This is a genomic window from Desulfopila inferna, assembly GCF_016919005.1.
Classification (GTDB): domain Bacteria; phylum Desulfobacterota; class Desulfobulbia; order Desulfobulbales; family Desulfocapsaceae; genus Desulfopila_A; species Desulfopila_A inferna.
Map to the genome: position 1 here is coordinate 356,383 of NZ_JAFFQE010000001.1, position 17,645 is coordinate 374,027.

Annotated in this window: 17 protein-coding genes; 12 read left to right on the forward strand and 5 right to left on the reverse strand. The window is 45.4% G+C overall.

Annotated elements, in window-relative coordinates; all coding sequences use genetic code 11:
• The 5 genes from JWG88_RS01470 to JWG88_RS01490 form a co-directional block, all read right to left on the reverse strand.
• Positions 1-708: an ABC transporter ATP-binding protein gene (locus JWG88_RS01470; RefSeq protein WP_205231911.1), complete on the reverse strand. Its 708-nt coding sequence runs from the start codon at positions 706-708 to the stop codon at positions 1-3.
• Between the two features lie 4 nt (positions 709-712).
• Entirely contained in the window at positions 713-1,492 is a 780-nt protein-coding gene (locus JWG88_RS01475; RefSeq protein ID WP_205231912.1) for an ABC transporter ATP-binding protein, read from the reverse strand.
• Between the two features lie 6 nt (positions 1,493-1,498).
• On the reverse strand, positions 1,499-2,710 hold the full coding sequence (locus JWG88_RS01480; RefSeq protein ID WP_205231913.1) for an ABC transporter permease subunit: 1,212 nt from the start codon (positions 2,708-2,710) through the stop codon (positions 1,499-1,501).
• Between the two features lie 12 nt (positions 2,711-2,722).
• Positions 2,723-3,625 (reverse strand): branched-chain amino acid ABC transporter permease, encoded by a 903-nt coding sequence (locus tag JWG88_RS01485; RefSeq protein ID WP_205231914.1) that lies wholly within the window; start codon positions 3,623-3,625, stop codon positions 2,723-2,725.
• An 82-nt stretch (positions 3,626-3,707) separates the two neighbouring features.
• A complete protein-coding gene (locus JWG88_RS01490; protein ID WP_205231915.1) occupies positions 3,708-4,835 on the reverse strand; it encodes a branched-chain amino acid ABC transporter substrate-binding protein in 1,128 nt (375 codons plus the stop codon).
• Positions 4,836-5,017: 182 nt separating this feature from the next.
• Here JWG88_RS01490 and lpxK point away from each other — a divergent pair, with 182 nt between their 5' ends.
• The 12 genes from lpxK to JWG88_RS01550 all read left to right on the forward strand — a co-directional run bounded on the left by lpxK (position 5,018) and on the right by JWG88_RS01550 (position 17,645).
• The gene (lpxK, locus tag JWG88_RS01495) at positions 5,018-6,097 is read left to right on the forward strand and encodes a tetraacyldisaccharide 4'-kinase (protein ID WP_205231916.1); all 1,080 of its coding nucleotides are present in this window, start codon (positions 5,018-5,020) and stop codon (positions 6,095-6,097) included.
• Positions 6,098-6,294: 197 nt separating this feature from the next.
• The gene (gene lpxC / locus JWG88_RS01500; protein WP_240194215.1) at positions 6,295-7,308 is read left to right on the forward strand and encodes a UDP-3-O-acyl-N-acetylglucosamine deacetylase; all 1,014 of its coding nucleotides are present in this window, start codon (positions 6,295-6,297) and stop codon (positions 7,306-7,308) included.
• A gap of 296 nt (positions 7,309-7,604) precedes the next feature.
• The gene (locus JWG88_RS01505) at positions 7,605-8,840 is read left to right on the forward strand and encodes a beta-ketoacyl-[acyl-carrier-protein] synthase family protein (protein WP_205231917.1); all 1,236 of its coding nucleotides are present in this window, start codon (positions 7,605-7,607) and stop codon (positions 8,838-8,840) included.
• A 152-nt stretch (positions 8,841-8,992) separates the two neighbouring features.
• Complete coding sequence (locus JWG88_RS01510) at positions 8,993-9,244, forward strand: acyl carrier protein (protein WP_205231918.1); 252 nt, start codon at positions 8,993-8,995, stop codon at positions 9,242-9,244.
• 4 nt (positions 9,245-9,248) lie between these two features.
• On the forward strand, positions 9,249-10,631 hold the full coding sequence (locus JWG88_RS01515) for an FAD-dependent oxidoreductase (RefSeq protein ID WP_205231919.1): 1,383 nt from the start codon (positions 9,249-9,251) through the stop codon (positions 10,629-10,631).
• Between the two features lie 106 nt (positions 10,632-10,737).
• On the forward strand, positions 10,738-12,153 hold the full coding sequence (locus JWG88_RS01520; RefSeq protein ID WP_205231920.1) for a phytoene desaturase family protein: 1,416 nt from the start codon (positions 10,738-10,740) through the stop codon (positions 12,151-12,153).
• Positions 12,150-12,893, forward strand: coding sequence for a 3-oxoacyl-ACP reductase FabG (gene fabG / locus JWG88_RS01525; protein WP_240194216.1), 744 nt, complete (start codon positions 12,150-12,152; stop codon positions 12,891-12,893). The genes JWG88_RS01520 and fabG overlap by 4 nt, the downstream gene beginning before the upstream one ends.
• Positions 12,894-13,196: 303 nt before the next feature.
• The gene (gene tolQ / locus JWG88_RS01530; RefSeq protein ID WP_205231921.1) at positions 13,197-13,901 is read left to right on the forward strand and encodes a protein TolQ; all 705 of its coding nucleotides are present in this window, start codon (positions 13,197-13,199) and stop codon (positions 13,899-13,901) included.
• 34 nt (positions 13,902-13,935) lie between these two features.
• Positions 13,936-14,349: a protein TolR gene (gene tolR / locus JWG88_RS01535; RefSeq protein WP_205231922.1), complete on the forward strand. Its 414-nt coding sequence runs from the start codon at positions 13,936-13,938 to the stop codon at positions 14,347-14,349.
• Positions 14,350-14,373: 24 nt separating this feature from the next.
• Positions 14,374-15,243, forward strand: coding sequence for a TonB C-terminal domain-containing protein (locus tag JWG88_RS22050; RefSeq protein ID WP_205231923.1), 870 nt, complete (start codon positions 14,374-14,376; stop codon positions 15,241-15,243).
• Between the two features lie 20 nt (positions 15,244-15,263).
• Entirely contained in the window at positions 15,264-16,562 is a 1,299-nt protein-coding gene (locus JWG88_RS01545) for a beta-propeller domain-containing protein (RefSeq protein WP_205231924.1), read from the forward strand.
• A gap of 21 nt (positions 16,563-16,583) precedes the next feature.
• The gene (locus JWG88_RS01550; RefSeq protein ID WP_205231925.1) at positions 16,584-17,645 is read left to right on the forward strand and encodes a tetratricopeptide repeat protein; all 1,062 of its coding nucleotides are present in this window, start codon (positions 16,584-16,586) and stop codon (positions 17,643-17,645) included.

A 17,645-nucleotide genomic window follows, 5' to 3' on the forward strand; every position in this document is an offset into this window, starting at 1 on the left:
TCAAATTCCCAGATAAGCCTTCTGTATTTCGGGATTTGAGAGTAAGGAATCTGCCGGACCTGTAAGGTTGATCACGCCATTTTCCATGACATACCCTCTGTCGGCAATTTGAAGAGCCTGATTGGCATTTTGTTCAACCAGAAAAATAGTTGTCTCACTTTCACTATTTATCTTTTTGATGATGCGGAATATCTGTTTGATGATTAACGGAGCCAAGCCCATTGAGGGTTCGTCAAGCAGCATAACCTTAGGACGCGCCATCAATGCTCTGGACATGGCTAGCATCTGCTGTTCGCCGCCGCTCAAGGTACCGCCATCCTGATGTCTTCTTTCTTTCAATATTGGGAAAAGTGAGAAGACATAGTCGATATCCTCTTTGATTCCGGTATTGTCCCTACGAAGAAAGGCTCCCATATCAAGATTTTCCTTAACGGTAAGCATTGGGAATATGTGCCGACCTTCCGGAACCTGGCTGACTCCCATTTTCACTATTTCATCAGGGGTATTTTTCTGGATTTGCTTGCCGTTCAACAGGATCCTGCCGCTTCTGCAGCCGACAATCCCTGAAATAGTCATAAGAATAGTACTTTTCCCGGCTCCATTGGCGCCAATGAGTGTAACTATCTCCCCTTTTGCGATCTCTAAGCTCACATCTTTTATGGCTAATATATTGCCATAGCCGGCCTGTACATTTTCTAATCTAAGCATACTACTACTCACCTAAATAAGCCCTGATAACTGCAGGGTTTGAACGAATTTCCTCGGGAAGGCCTTCCGCTATCTTCTTACCGTAATCGACAACATATATCCTGTCGGAGAGACTCATCACAAGCTTCATGTCATGTTCTATCAGTAAAATGGCAAGTCCTTCTTCGGAGATTTCTTTTATCAGTTTATCAAGCGCCAGCGTTTCATAAGGATTCATTCCGGCTGCAGGTTCATCGAGAAGCAGAAGCGAGGGTTCGGTAGCCAGCGCCCTGGCAATCTCTAGTCTTCTCTGGGCTCCGTAGGGTAGATTTTTAGCATATTCATTAACCACATTATCAAGTCCTACCTTTTTCAGGATTTGATAGCTGATATCCACCGATTCCTGTTCTTCCCGACGTGTTGCTCTGTTTCTGAAGACAGCACCAAGAATGAAGGATTTTGTGCGACAATGACGTCCGATCATCACATTTTCCAGAACTGTCATTTGAGAAAACAGACGAATATTCTGGAAGGTTCTGGCCAGGCCGTGTTCGGTTACCTTGTTGGGAAGAAGCCCCTTGAGATTAACCGGAGACCCTCCATTCCTCGGATTTAAATGAACATCTCCTTTGGTGGGGATATAGATTCCGGTAAGACAGTTGAAAAAGGTCGTTTTCCCGGCTCCATTGGGTCCGATAAGGGCGACAATTTCTCCAGAATTGACTTCAAGGTCAAGGTTGTCAAGAGCACGTATCCCGCCAAAGTCCATGGTCATTCGAGATACTTCCAAAATTGGCTTGTCCATCTATTTCTACTCGCCTTTATTGAATTTGTATGTTTTGCGGATGACCCCGATCATTCCCTGCGGTCTGAATACCATCATCATTACCAGCACCGCACCGAAAGCCAGCATTCTGTATTCAGAAAGCGCCCGTAAATATTCCGGCATCAGGATAAGTATCAAGGCTCCGACAATAACCCCGACAATCGATCCCATTCCTCCAAGTACAACGATGGAAAGTATGATTGCGGATTCGAGAAAGGTAAAACTTGCCGGATTGATAAATGTTGTTTTCGCAGCAAAAACGACCCCCATGAGACCGGCCCAGAAGGCACCAAGAGAAAAGGCAACCAGCTTGGTTTTACGTTTATCCACCCCCATTGCCTGACAGGCAATCTCGTCCTCACGCAAGGCTATCCAGGCCCTGCCCAGGCGTGAATCCTGCAGCCGGTTGACCACAAAGATAGTGATGATCACGGCAATAATCATGAGATAATAAATGTAGACCATGGCATCGTTCAAGGACAACTCTATGCCGAAAAAGCCAGGTCGTGGAATATTGGAAATACCGCTCGGCCCTTGGGAAAAATCACTCCAGTTCTCTAGAATAAGTCTGATAATCTCCCCAAAACCAAGGGTAACGATGGCAAGATAATCTCCGCGAAGCCGCAGAACCGGGTATCCCAGCAAAATACCGAAAAAGGCTGCCAGCGCGCCGCCGATTGGCAATGCTGCCCAGAAACTTATTTCGAAATGGTAATGGAGAAGAGCATACGAGTAGGCTCCCACGGCATAAAAAGCGACAAAACCAAGATCCAACAGGCCGGCGAGCCCAACCACTATGTTCAGACCGAGGCCAAGGACAACATACATCAATGCCGTCGTCATCACATTGGTCTGGTAGGTAGAGACAAGAAATGGAAAGACAACTGCCGCTGCCAGAACCGCCGCCGCCAGAAAATTCCTATGTTTGGGATTCTCCAGTATACGCGTGATCAGCGGAGCTCGTATATTTTCAATTGCAGCAGTTGTTGCAGTAGTCCCACCCTCCTTTTTACTGAGCATCAGTCGAAAAAGATAAGACAGAAAAAAACTACCCACGGCGACATAGAGCATATTCTCCCAGCGCCAGTGAACAATTCTCTCAAGTGGATCAACCTTGATAACCAGCAGCGGGAAAGTCAGAAAAACAAACCACAGTGAGGTCAGGAAACAGCGTTTAATTTCTTTTGCGGAAAACATTTTTTATCACGCTCACACTTTCTGTGTTTCAGATTTACCTAGGATGCCGGAAGGTTTGAATATCAGGATCAATACGAGGAGAGAAAATGCAAAGACATCCTCATAGTCGCTGGAAACGTATCCTGTGGCAAAGCTTTCGGTAAGACCGAGAACAAGGCTTCCTAAAACAGCGCCGGGAATTGAGCCGATACCGCCCAGAACAGCAGCAGTGAATGCTTTGATGCCGGCAATAAATCCTATGTAAAAGTTTATCTGCCCGATGTGAGTGGCTATGAGCAAACCGCCGATAGCTGCGAGTCCGGAACCTATTATAAAGGTAACGGAAATAACCCGGTTGATATTTATCCCGACTAGCATGGCCATTGTTTTATCCTGCGAAGTGGCTCTCATCGCCTTACCAATCTGGGTGTACTTGATCAGAAAAGTGAGGATTAACATGACAACCGTGGTGACAATCAGGATGATAATATCGGTGGAACCAACAATGTGGGCATATGGTTCCATAAAATCAAAATCAGGTATCAAGGCAGGAAAAGGCAGGAAATCTGAGGTCTGGGCCAGCAGTACATAGTTCTGCAAAAATATCGACATGCCGATGGCGCTGATCAGCGGAGAAAGGCGAGGTGCGCCCCTCAATGGTTTATAGGCGATTTTTTCTATTGTGTATCCGTAGGCGCTCGACCAGATTGTCGCAGCGACGCCGGCAAGTATGATGATGGCAAGGAGCGGGAAACCATATATTGATAGCACCGTCGCGACGACAAAGGAGGTAAAGGCCCCGATCATATAGATTTCGCCATGGGCAAAATTGATAAGTCCGATAATCCCATACACCATGGTATAACCTAGAGCGATAAGGGCATAAATCGCCCCTCGGGTCAGTCCACTGAATAACAACTCAACAAAATAATCCATAGCAGCCACAAAAAAGAACCTGGTACGATCAGCCATAAAGAATAACAATCGTACCAGGTGAGATTAGAAATAGATCAGAAAATTAGAGCTCTACAAAAACACCGTCCTTAACCTGATATACGGAGAAGCCGACACCAACGGCGTCTCCTCTCTCATCAAAATAGATATTTCCTACCGGTGTGTTGACTTTCTCAGTCTGCAGCGCCTTTTTCAATGCGGCAAGTTCAGTAGAATCGGCCTTCTGAATAGCATTGACCATGGCAAGAGCGGCAGCATAGGCATTCTCAAAGAATGCACCGGGATCAGCCCCAAAAACTTCCTTGTGTTCATCAATGGCTTTCTGGGACAGTGGGTTGTCGGCATTATCTTTCGGTCCTGAAGCGTACGCACCTTCGGCATCCTCTCCGGCAACCTTGATAAAGGTTTGATCTTTTACTCCATCATCAGAGATAAAAGCGGTGTCCAGTCTTTTTTTCTTCATCATGCTGATGATCTTGGATGCTTCCGGGTGGTAGCCGCCAAACATAACAGCTTCGGCGCCGGAACGTCTGATTTTCTGGACGATGGCGGAGTAGTCAACCGCGCCGGGAGTGACACCTTCGAAAAGGACAACTTCAGCCTTTCCCGATTCCTCAAGATACTGCCTGGCAAATTCAGCAAATCCTTTACCGTAGTCCCCTTTATCGTGAACAACTGCAATTTTGGTATAGCCAAGCTCGTTGAGTGCAAATTCGACATCTACTTTAGCCTGTGCATCATCAGGAGCAATTGTGCGAAAGAAGTTTGGATAATCGCCGCTTTTGGTGAGATCCGGATTGGTAGCCGAAGGTGACATAACAAGAATATCGGCATTAGTATATATAGGCAAAGCCGCCTTGGTTGCACCGGAGCAGATATGGCCAAGAACCACATCAACACCTGCGGAAACAAGCTTTGTCGCTGTATTGGTGGCTACCTCCGGCTTACAGACATCATCTTCGATGAGCAGTTCGATCTGCTTGCCGTTAATACCTCCCGCGGCATTGACTTTATCAACAACAAGTTTGGCGGCGTTGATGCTGGGCAACCCATAAGAGGCCAGGTCACCGCTGTGAGGTCCGGCAACTCCGAATTTAATTGTATCTGCAGCCATTACGGTTGCAGCAGCAGACACGGTAAACATTGCGGCAGCTGCAACTGCCAATAATTTTTCGCTCGTTCTTTTTTTCATACATTCCTCCCGAAAAAGTTTTTTGGTAGGCCCTCTATAAATGATGACATTTTTATAAACTGCAATTAAATATCAGGGCTGAAAAACTTGGCAAACCCAAGTACTCTCTTTTACAAATATTCCGCAAAAATGGAAGAGAAAAGTTCTCAAACCTTCAAATTTCCTGCTTTCTACCTGCCCAAATGGTTAATATTCTCAATTCCGTATTCATACTTCTCAAACCTATCGGCTTTATCTATGCCCAACTGATGCGCCTGAGGGCATTCCTTTTCAGCCGGGATATATTGAGGAGGGAGACAATCAAAGCACCAGTTATATCCGTTGGCAATATAGCTATGGGGGGGTCAGGTAAGACTCCTGTAGTTATTTATATTGCCGAATTGCTGCAAAAGCGGGGATACAGGCCCGCGGTTGTCAGCCGGGGTTATGGAGGAAGGGCCACCGGAAGGGTGAATATCGTCTCCGACGGCACTGCCCTCCTGCTCAATAGTGAGGAGGCCGGCGATGAACCACGATTTATAGCTGAGTCAGTACCGGGTATTGCCGTTCTGACCGGAGCCCGGAGAGCGGCACCCTGCCGTTATGCTCTGCGGCACCTCAACTGCAACATAATTATACTGGATGATGGTTTTCAGCATATGCGTGTCCGCAGAAACCTCGATCTTGTCCTCTTTAACGGATCAGCTCTCTATGAAAATATGAGTGTTTTTCCCGGTGGCCTGTTGCGTGAACCACTCTCTGCATTGAAACGGGCAAATTGTTTTATTATTACCGGCTGTGCCGAGGAAGACGCTCAAAAGATCGATCTGTTTACCCGATACCTTAAGCAAAACTGGGACGGAACCCCACACTACCACAGTCATTTTAAGCCTCATCGCTACATTGACAGCGAGGGTCACAGCTATTCTCTACAGCATATCGGATACCCGGTGCTGGCATTTTGCGGAATCGCCTCACCACTTCGTTTCCGCAGTTCGTTGGAGCAGCTTGGCGTCGAAATAGCTGCTTTTCGAAGTTTCCGTGATCACAAAAATTATACTGAAGATATAATCCGCAAAATCGAGCGGCAGGCAAAGCTTTGTGGGGCAAAAGCACTGTTGACAACTGAAAAAGATCTGGTGAAGTTATCTGGTTCATCTCTATCACTCCCTCTGTACGCATTATCAATGAAGATAGAAATCGATACGGCTTTTGATGAGTATATCACCTCTCAACTGCGTAGACATGATATTACTGTTGCAACAGGTGTGTCCAGTTCATAATGTATATTCGTGTTGGGCAAATGTGGTTATTCTACCGTCATGTGTGCTTTTTTCCACATAGCCATCAATGATGCTCATTTGCCACCTGAAGCTATGTTGCTGTATTTGGGTTAATTATTTCCGCAAACAGCAAGTACAAAAATTAGTACTAAATGGCCTATTTTTTGCACTATATGGTATAAAAGCTAGAAATAAAAATGATTTCATATAAGGGCCAGACAATGCATTACTCAATAAATCCTTTTCAACATACAGTAAAAAAACCTATCAGCTGCTGCGGAGTAGGGCTTCACTCCGGCAGGATGGTTAACCTTCATATCAAACCCGCTCCGGCAAACACCGGTATCCAGTTCAGCAGAACGGACCTTCCACGCAATAAACCCATTCAGGCGCATATGAACAAGGTCGTGAATACTCATTTAGCCACCACTATCGGTGAAGGCAATGCGACTATTTCGACAACGGAACATCTTCTTGCCGCCATGAGCAGTTTTGGCATCGACAATGCTGAGATAGAAATCGACTCTGCTGAAGTGCCGATCATGGACGGTAGCGCCGCACCATTTATCAGCCTTCTGAAAAATGCCGGCCAGGAGAGGCAGAATGAATATCGTAAAATCCTGAAAATTACCAAAGAGATATGCTACAAAGACGGTGACAAGGTCATTAAAATTTCTCCATATCATGGTTTTAAAGTTACCGGAAAAATCGTCTTCGACGACACCCTGATAAAGGACCAGACATATTGTTTAGAGGTCAATACTGAGCGTTTCATACAGGAAATCAGCCGCGCCAGGACTTTCGGCTATGTAGAGCAGGTCGAAGAACTGTGGGCTAATGGACTGGCTCTTGGCGGAACTCTTGAAAATGTTATCGCAATTCACTGGGATAGAAATTCCGTTCTCAATGAAGACGGCCTCAGGTTCGAAGATGAGTTCATCAGACATAAGGTTCTGGATATAATCGGTGACATGACACTGCTGGGCTGCCCTCTTCTTGGACATATACAGGCACACAAATCCGGCCACACCCAGCATCTTGCCTTCATGCAGGCGATAGCCGAGGCACCTGAATGCTGGGAACTGATCGAGTTGAAGAAAAATGGAAGTCACTCCGTACTTGATCAGGTTTTTTCAAGCACCAGAGCTGCAAGCGAATTGATCATGCCTTTTTTGAAGCACAGGCCTGTTGCTGCTATACAGTCTTCGTAAGAATTAATCCATAATCACATAGAAGAATCAAGAGTGGCATCACCGTCAGGTGGTGGCCGCTCTTTTTTGTGTTCTTTCAATGGTGATGGCTTCGAAGATGCCCGCTCTTCTGCAATATCTTGCTAATCGAACTTTTCAATTAGCCATACGGAACTTAATGGCGACTTGTGAAATATTCTCTTTCTTGACACGATGAAGTTAAACACTACTCGTTATTAGACTTGAATTTTTAAAAAAAGTAGCATACCCTCAATCTTTCCGTAATCGTTAACTCATTAATTTCAGTACCGACACATATGAACAGAGAGCTTAAAAGAATAGTCATTACAGGAGTTGGACTCACATCTCCTAATGCCGACAATCTTACGGATTTTCGTGCTAAACTCCTCAGGGGCGAGAGTAATATTCAGGAGATTGATCTTCGTTACTTCGGTAAAGCTCCGGCAGGAATTTGCTCCTTTCCTGAGACTAAATACAGGAAGAAAAAAGAGAATAAGAAAGGGACGAGAGCCGGTTGCATCGGAGTCTATTGCGCCAATGAAGCTCTGGTCGATGCAAATCTCGACCTCAATTTCTACGACAAGGCTCGAATCGGTGTTTATGTTGGACTCACCGAACACGGTACGGTTGAAACCGAACAGGAAATATTCAATATCAGCCAGTATGACTATGATGTCGCCTATTGGACGCATCATCATAATCCTCGCACTGTCCTCAATAATCCAGCCGGTGAAATCACCCTGAATATGGGAATCACCGGTCCTCATTATTCCATCGGTGCAGCCTGTGCCGCGGGTAATGCCTCCCTCATTCAGGGTGTGCAGATGTTGCAGTTAGGCGAAGTCGACATGGCATTTGCCGGCGGTATTTCCGAATCGACAGGGTCTTTCGGGATTTTTGCCAGCTTCAAGGCACAGGGAGCCCTCGCACACGCCGACGATCCCCGCCATGCCTGTCGCCCCTTTGACATCAGCAGAAATGGTATTGTTGTTTCCGAGGGAGGATGCATGTTTACTCTTGAAACACTCGATAATGCCCTGCAGCGAGGAAGTAAGATTTACGGGGAGATAGTCGGCTATGGCATGAATTCCGATGCCAGAGATTTTGTGCTCCCGTACGGTGAGCGTCAGAGTGAATGCATGATCCTGGCACTGCGAAAAGCGGACCTCGTTCCCGGGGATATCGACATCATCAATACTCACGCAACCGGGACACGTCAGGGAGATATAGAGGAATGCAAAGCAATCCGCAAAACATTCGCCGACTGCCCTTCTACATTTGCCAATAATACCAAGAGCATAATCGGTCATGCCATGGGCGCAGCCGGCGTATTGGAACTGGCCGGCAACCTTCCTGCTTTCCAGGACAACATGGTTCATCCCACCATAAATATCACTGAACTGGACCCTGAATGCAATCTGGATCATCTTGTAATCAATGAACCGATTAAACTTCCTTCGATTAAAACCATATTGAACAACTCCTTTGGCATGGTTGGAATTAACTCAGCAGTCATAGTGAAAAAAGTGTGATAAAAGTAAAAATATCCTCTTTTGAAAAAAAACCATAAAAAAGATGCCTCACTTGTGGTATATGGGAAGGTTCATTTTTAAAAATTCGAATTTCATAAAATTTTTATACTATTACCGATATTACTTTTCAGAGAATGTAACTGGAGAAACACATGACACGTGAAGCAATTAAAGAGCTCATATTGGAGATTATCGCCGACATTGACGAAGATGCTGAATTTGATGACCTGGAACCGGACAAACCGCTACGTGATCAACTTGATTTAGACTCTATGGACTTTCTCGATATCGTGATGGAACTGAGAAAACGTCATCAGCTGCAGATTCCTGAAGAAGACTATCCCCAACTGGCAACCTTAAACAGTTGCGCGAACTATCTCGAGCCGCTGCTAAAAGACGCTTAGCTTTGTGAAAGTACCTTTCCTGATTATCGGCGGCGGCCTCTCTGGACTGGCCGCCGCCATACGTTTTGCCCGATACTCACCCGATGTTCTCCTCATTGAAAAACATAATCGACCCGGTGGATTAAATTCCTACTATTACAGGAACAAGGCTCTTTTGGAGACAGGGCTGCACGCCGTAACCAATTATGCACCGCCCGAGAAGAAACATGCCCCGTTGAACAAGCTATTCCGTCAACTGAAAATGAGCAGGAAGAACTTCGAGGTGTATCCCCAGTTTTCCAGCGAAATCAACTTTTCAGAACATCAGAAGGAGCTATCATTTTCCAATGATTTCAGGGTAATTCAGGAGGAGATTGCGAGCAAATTTCCATCCTGCAGAAGAGGTTTCATGCGGATGGTAAATGAAATTGATCAGTTTAATCCTTTTGTCAGCGCACCCTTTCGCTCGGCTAAAAAATTTATTTTTGGTTACCTGAAAGATGAGCTCCTCACTGAAATGCTGCTGTGCCCCCTGATGTTCTATGGATCAAGTGTTGAAAATGACATTGATCTCTCCCAGTTTGTCATAATGTTTCGTTCAATCTTTCAGGAAGGCATGTTCAGGCCTGCCGGGACTATGAAATCATTCCTCGATAAGCTTTGCCTGCATTACGAAGAACTTGGAGGCAGTTTCATGCTTAACAAAGAAGTGGAAAAAATACGACACCAGGGCGGAAAAGTTCTGGGCGTGGAAATGAGAGATGGCCAATTCATTGAATGTGACTTTTTACTTTCCACCATAGGTCTCTCCGAAACATATCGTATTCTGGGGGAAAAGGACCCCTACGACAAGGAAAAGAGGCTTGGTTTTATAGAGTCTATCTTTCTCCTCGACCGGGACTGTCCGACTGCTACCAGCAAAACAATCATTTTTTTCAACCGCCAAAAAAGGTTCGATTATGTCAGACCGGAAAAGCCTGTAGATCTGCACAGCGGGGTTATCTGCTTCCCAGGCAATTTTCGGGGAAGGCCTCAGCAGGAATTTCTAGAAGTACGCTCAACCCATCTTGCCAATTACAGTCAATGGAAACGGATCTCCGATGATCGTGACCAATATCTTCAAACTAAGAGGGATACGGCACATTTCTCAGCTAAGGTCCTGGAGAAATTCATTGGAAATTTTCAGCAGCATGTTATATACCAAGACACATTTACACCACTGACCATAGAAAAGTATACGGCTAAAAAAGAGGGGGCGATATATGGATGCCCTGCCAAGATCAAAGATGGAGACATAGGTTTTACCAATCTCTTTTTAGCGGGAACGGACCAGGGTTTTCTGGGCATTATAGGTTCGATGCTCAGTGGTGTATCAATGGTTAATAAACATATTTTACCCCGAATGTGATGGCCTTACCTTCCGTTTCTCAAGTTGTAAATGAGATTCATATCTGATACATTTTTATCAACGCCAACCATTTGAACAACAGTATTTCTAATATTATTATAGTCTTATGCCTGTATCTTTCGATTCTCTTGATGATAAATATGATGTTGTAATTATAGGGTCCGGCCTGGGGGGTCTTACCAGCGCCAATAGAATGGCCTATTGTGGTCATAACGTTCTGATTCTGGAGCATCACCATCAGCTTGGAGGCCTGGCCACCTGGTTTAAACGGAAGGGACATATCTTCGACGTCTCCCTGCATGGTTTTCCCTATGGAATGGTAAAGACCTGCAAGAAATATTGGAATAAAGAGATAATGAACTCTATTGTCCAACTGGAGAATATTGTTTTTGACAATCCTCAGTTTTCACTCAGGACAACGTTCAACAAAACTGACTTTACACAACTGCTGGAAAAGAAATTTGAAGTTTCACCTGCTCTTATCGACGACTTTTTCACGACCATTGGCGGTATGAACTTCTACGATGATCAGACGATGTCCACCAGAGAGCTATTCGAGAGGTTTTTCCCTCAACGAAGTGATATCCATCGGCTTCTTATGGAACCAATCACCTACGCCAACGGTTCCTCGCTCGACGACCCTGCCATCACCTATGGAATTGTTTTTTCAAATTTCATGAACAAGGGAGTTTTCACCTTCGAAGGCGGCACCGACAAACTAATTAATATGATGGTCAAGGAATTGGAAAAAAATGGGGTCACTATAGCAACTCAAGCCAGAGTGGATGAGATTCTTGTTGATAAAAAAAAGGTCAAAGGCGTAGTGGTCAATGGAAAAACGATTAGAGCCGATACGGTAATTTCCAACAGCGGCATAACCAATACGGTATCCGACCTGATCGACAGAGATCATTTTTGCTCTGAATTTCTGGAAAGAGTTGATAACATCCGGGTCAACAATTCCAGTTGCCAGGTCTATTTCGGCATCTCCAGGGGAAATTCCATTGATGACATCGGTGATCTTCTTTTTACCTCCACCGCTGAACATTTTGACTCCGAGGAACTGCTAGACGTACAAACCCAGTCAAAAACCTTTTCTCTCTATTATCCGAAGACCCGACCGGGCCACGACAGATATACAGTTGTCGCCAGCATGAACGCCCGATATGATGACTGGGCGACGCTTTCCAGTGAAGAATATGAGCACCAAAAAGATGCTCTTATCCAAAGAACTACTGCTGATTTAAAACGATATATTCCCGATATCGAGAAGAAAGCCGATTGCATAGAGGCAGCAACCCCTAAAACCTTCAATCGCTACACCCTCCACACTGCCGGAACCTCTTTCGGCACTAAATTCGAAGGCCTGGATGTATCCAGGACTTTATTTAAGGAAATTTCCGGTCTTTTCCATGTGGGGTCCGTCGGCATTATAATGTCGGGTTGGCTGGGCGCCATAAATTATGGCGTTATTGTCGCCAATGACGCCGATTGTTACTTAAGAGGTATCGAGAGGAAATGATGTTTGACTTTCAAAATCGCAATGTACTCGTCAGCGGAGCAACCAGAGGAATCGGCAAGGCCATAAGTACATCCTTTCTCAAGTATGGTGCCCGGGTGATAGGGATTTATGGCGACAACACTGCTGCTGCCCGGAAGTTTACCGAAGAACTTGAAGAACTTGCTGAAAAATTTACACTGTACCAGTGCGATATCTCCAGTCAGGTTCAGGTGAAAGAGTTGTATCGAAAAATTGAGAATGAATTTTCCACACTTGACGTTCTTGTCAACAATGCCGGGATTCGGCGCGATAGCGTGCTTGCGCTCATGGATGCGGATGACTGGTGCAGGGTTATAGATGTCAATCTTACCGGTTCATTTCTGATGGCTAAAGAAGCGGTTCATCTGATGATGAAAAAAAAATACGGTAGAATCATAACTATCACTTCACCCGTTTCCTATATGGGTTTCGCCGGGCAGGCTAATTATGCAGCCTCCAAAGCCGGTCAGGTTGCCATGACTAAAAGTCTGGCCAAAGAGACCGCGCGAAAGAAAATTACCGTCAATTGTGTCTCTCCCGGTTTCATAGATACTGATTTCCTCAATGATCTGGCGGATGATCAGGTAGCTGCTTACAAGAAAATGGTGCCGATGCGCCGATTCGGCAAAGCCGAAGAAGTTGCCGATGCAGTACTGTTTCTGGCAACACCAAATGCCTCCTATATCAGCGGATCGGTGCTTGAGGTTAATGGGGGATTGTAAATCTAACCCAGCTGAACTCAGTGGCAGTTTTCCAGGAGTAAGGTGCTGAAAGCCAAGCAGTATCCGCTTCACGGCAGATATGTGTATCTTCAAGTATTTACCCTACCCCTGCCCCGCAAAAAGTAATACTGCTTTTTTATACAGCTCAGCTGAGTTACTAGTTTTTTCACCGATTTCTTAATTTTTGAAAGACAGCCGTATTGATCTTTTATCCAAAAAGATTAGAATGAGTAGGCATACAAAAAACATTTACTGATTTTCCTGCTTTATCAATACGTTCTACTACTTAATAGGAATAAACACGTGCAACTATCAATCATCAATATGATTCTGCAGGCCGGTCCGATTGGTCATCTGGTCATGATCATTCTGCTTCTTTTTTCTGTTATCTCATGGTCGATCGTCTTTATGAAAGTCCGGCTTTTCCGCAGGGTCAAACGAGAATCAACTGTCTTTCTTGAACAATTCTGGTCTTCAAACAATCTTTCCGAAGCCAATGAGATGGCAGATAATTATCCGTACAGCCCGGAAGCAGCCGTTTTTACCGCAGGTTTTAAAGAACTACAGAAAATAAATCGAATCCGTACCCGAAAAGAAACTGCTGAAGCCAAGGAGATCCTGGAAATGCAGCTGGCTACCATGGATAACTTGAAAAGAGCCATCCGCAAGGCTGAATCTGAGGAAATAATGGATCTTGGGAAATCCTTGCCATTCCTGGCAACCACTGGAAATTCAGCCCCTTTTATTGGTCTTTTCGGCACCGTCTGGGGAATTATGGCGTCTTTTCACGATATCGGGATACGAGGCTCTGCATCACTTGCAGTAGTTGCACCGGGCATTTCGGAGGCATTAGTGGCAACGGCAGCAGGACTTGCTGTTGCCATACCCGCTGTTATTTTCTATAATCATTACTCAAGCAAGCTGGTGGACATAGACAGCAACATTCAGAATTTTTCAACGGATTTTCTTAATCTGGTTGAAAGAGATCTTCTCGGACGAATTTCGTAATACATTTCCATAGCGAGTACGAGGGCAAAAAAATATGGCGTTAATCAGGGGCAATGGACATAAAAAGCTGGTATCCGATATCAACGTGACTCCCCTTGTCGATGTGATGCTCGTTCTGCTCATCATATTCATGATAACCGCACCGATGATGAATGAAGGACTCGATATCGATTTACCGGAAACGACGAGTAAGTCCCTGCGACAGGAAGAGGAACCGATCGTTGTTACCATAGACAAGAACGGCAAAATCTTTATCAGGGAAATCGATGTACCGCAGCCTCTCTTAAAGCAGCAGCTGCAGAAAGAAACCAACAAAGATAATCCAATCTATCTCAAGGCAGACAAAAACGTAGCCTATGGAACAGTTGTCGCTGTAATGGCCGATATTAAAGAATCAGGTTTCGACAAGCTTGGCATGATTACCCAACCTCCTGTTAACCAGGAGTAACATATTGTGTCCCAGGAAATAAAAGTGACATTCATTAACAATCACGAATGGAAGCTGCCGTTTAATTTTGCTGTGGGACTGCATATAGCAGTCATTGCAGGTGCAATATATATACCTCAGTTTTTTGATAAAAGTCCTCCTTTCCCGGATATTTACACTGTTGATTTAATAAATATCGAGTCACCTTCTCCTCAAAAAAACGAAGCTCAACCCGTGCCGGCCAAAGCGGAAATACCTCCGTCCGAAAGCGAACCGGTTAAAGAAAACAGTGCAGCCATTATAGAAACACCACCGAAGCCGGCTGAAAAGCCGATCGAACCGGTTAAGCCTGTTTCTATAAAGCCCTTGAAAAGAAAACTAGTCAAGAAGGTAGTCGATAATACCGCAGCTGTAGAACAGAAAAAAAAATTGGATGAAATTAACAAGCAGAATCTTGAGGAAGTGCGCAGGGCCGAGCAGTTGGCTGAAGAGGCGGCCCGGCTTGCCGCAATGGAGGCTGTCAACCAGCTCAAGGATATGCTCCGGGAATCTAATACGGCGGCCGTAGCTAATGACGCCCCTCCGCGGACTGCTGCAAGATCTTCGTCTTCCAACAGCGGTAATGTTCTTGAGAAGCAGTATTATTCATCTGTATTCAGTAGATTGCAACCGCATTGGCAACTTCCTGAATATAAACGCTGGGATCAGGATCTTTCGGCCACAATTGTGGTCCGGATTGCCCGGGATGGTTCCATAATAGAACAGTATTTCGAGAAAAAATCAGGGGACAGGATATTCGATCAATTTGTGCTAAAGGCTCTTCAAGACGGCTCCCCTCTGCCGCCGATACCTGCGGCTATGAAAACAAACAATCTTGAATTAGGCCTGCGCTTTATTCCCGGTTCTATTGAATAATATACTAAATGGCAACTATTATGAAAAAACCCATTCTTTACCCGCTTATCCTGGTTTTCTTGTTCTTTATCTCCATCCCGGCATCCCATGCCCAGGAGCGGGTTTATCTGGAAATCGGATCCGCGGATGTGCGTAAGATACATTTTGCCATCCCCTGGTTTCACAATCGGCAATCCAGTGGAGAGGTCAACAAACTCGACAAGGATTTAGCTGATACTTTAGCTAAATCTTTAAAGTTTCATGGTGTTATAGACATAATTCCGACCAGCACGTACAATGGTGTCCAAAATAGCGATTGGAAAGGACTTGGCGCTGATTTTACTGTGCTCGGTGTTTATGAAGCCACAGGCAACTCGATCAGCATGGAGATGCGGCTGTTCGATGTTGCCAGTGATCAGATGATCCTCGGCAAATCATATAACGGCAAACTCTCTCAGAGTAAAGAAATGCTTTTTCGCTTCTGTGACAGCATCATGCATGATCTCACAGGCTCCAAAGGACTTGCCGACACACAAATCGCCTTCGTCTCCCATGAGCGTGACGCTAAGCGAAAAGAAGTTTATCTTACTGATATTTTAGGTCGGGATCTACGCCAGGTAACCCGTCACAAGAACCTGGTAGTCTCGCCGCGTTTTGTTCCTACCGACGGCAAGTTTTTAACGTATACCTCTTACCATACCGGTAACCAGAATCTCTATATCACCGATCTGCGTCAAAACAAGACCACGCGTGTGCTTTCCCAGCGCAACGGCATGAACCTGGCTCCCGGATGGTTTCCCGATGGCAGCAAGATGCTTATCACTCTCTCCTATAAAGGGAATCCTGATCTTTTTCTCATGAATAGAGAGGGAAAAATTCTGGAACAGGTAACCGCAAATGTAGGCATAAATGTTTCAGCCACTATTTCTCCGGATGGCAACCGGGCCGTATTCGTTTCCGACAGATCTGGTCGGCCGCAGCTTTATCTTATGGACCTCAAGACCAGAAATACACAGCGAATCACCTTTACGGGTTCAGAAAATGCCGAACCAAGTTGGCACCCGACAGAAGATCTCATCGTCTATTCGAGCCTGAGAAACGGCGTATATCAAATCTGTACAAAAAAACCGGGACAGGGCGCACCATCTACCCAACTTACCACGGATTTGAGTCATCACGAATCTCCGTCCTGGTCACCCGACGGCAATCAAATAGTTTTTTCGAAACAAGACGGCAGAGAAAACAAAATCTACGCAATGATGAAAAATGGTTCTTTCCAACGGAGACTTTTTAATTTTCCCGGAAGTCAGACCTACCCACGCTGGGAAGTCAATTACTAATTATACAAACTTAAAAAAGCCATGAAAAAGAAACTTGCTACCTTGTTCGCCCTCTTAGCTCTTTCTCCTCTCCTGACCCAATGTGCTACCCAGGATGATGTCAGCAAACTGAATTACCAACTGCGAGTCGTTAACAAGAAGTTGGAGGACATGAAGATGGGAACCGTCGGTCAGATGCAGCAGAGGCAGGCCTCCTCTTCCAGTCGAATTGACGAGCTGCGCCAGGAGATACTGGTTCTGCGCGGACAGCTGGATGAAATGGCGCACTACAACCGACAACTGACGGAGCAGAATAAGGAGCTTGATCTATCGTTGCAGCAGTATGCCGAAACAATGAACACCGAGATAGAAAAAGAAATAAAGGCGTTACAGACAAACTATCAGACAAAAGAGGCCAAGCTAGACGATTTGGAGAAATCCCTGACTCAACAACAGAAAGTGCTGCAATCCATTCAGGAATCCCGCATACAGGAAGCCCGAAAAAAAGCTGAGGCTGCCGCTCTTGCCGCTGAAAAGGCCAGAGCGCGCGCCAAAGCCTCAAGTCAGGCTCTTGCAAGTAGTAATGGCCAGGAGGTGGTGTCGATTGACGCCAATAAGACAAAAACGGTTTATGGCAATTCTGCAGAGAGGAAACCCTCACCACAACCAACCGTACAACCAGAGAAAACCGATTCCTCCGCTTCAGTGTCACCCCCTGAATCAACACCTCAAGCGACTCCTGACTCTTTAGAATCGGCCGATAAGGCGTATGCCGATGGAGATTTTGCCAAGGCGTATGATCTCTATGAAAAATATGCCCTGGAGCATAAAACCGGTGATAAAGTCATTACAGCCAAATATATGATGGGGGAAAGTCTTTTTAATCAGGAGGAGTACGACCAGGCTATTTTGCAGTATCAAAATATTATCTCCAATCATCCATCTCATGCACGCGCCGCTTCAGCACTGTTAAAGCAGGGGATGGCTTTTGAAAAAGTATCCGATTTTGAGACGGCCAAGATAATATACAAGAAAATTGCGACTGCATATCCTTCCTCACCTGAGGCGGAGAGAGCCAAAGAACGAAGCTCAAAGATAAACTGA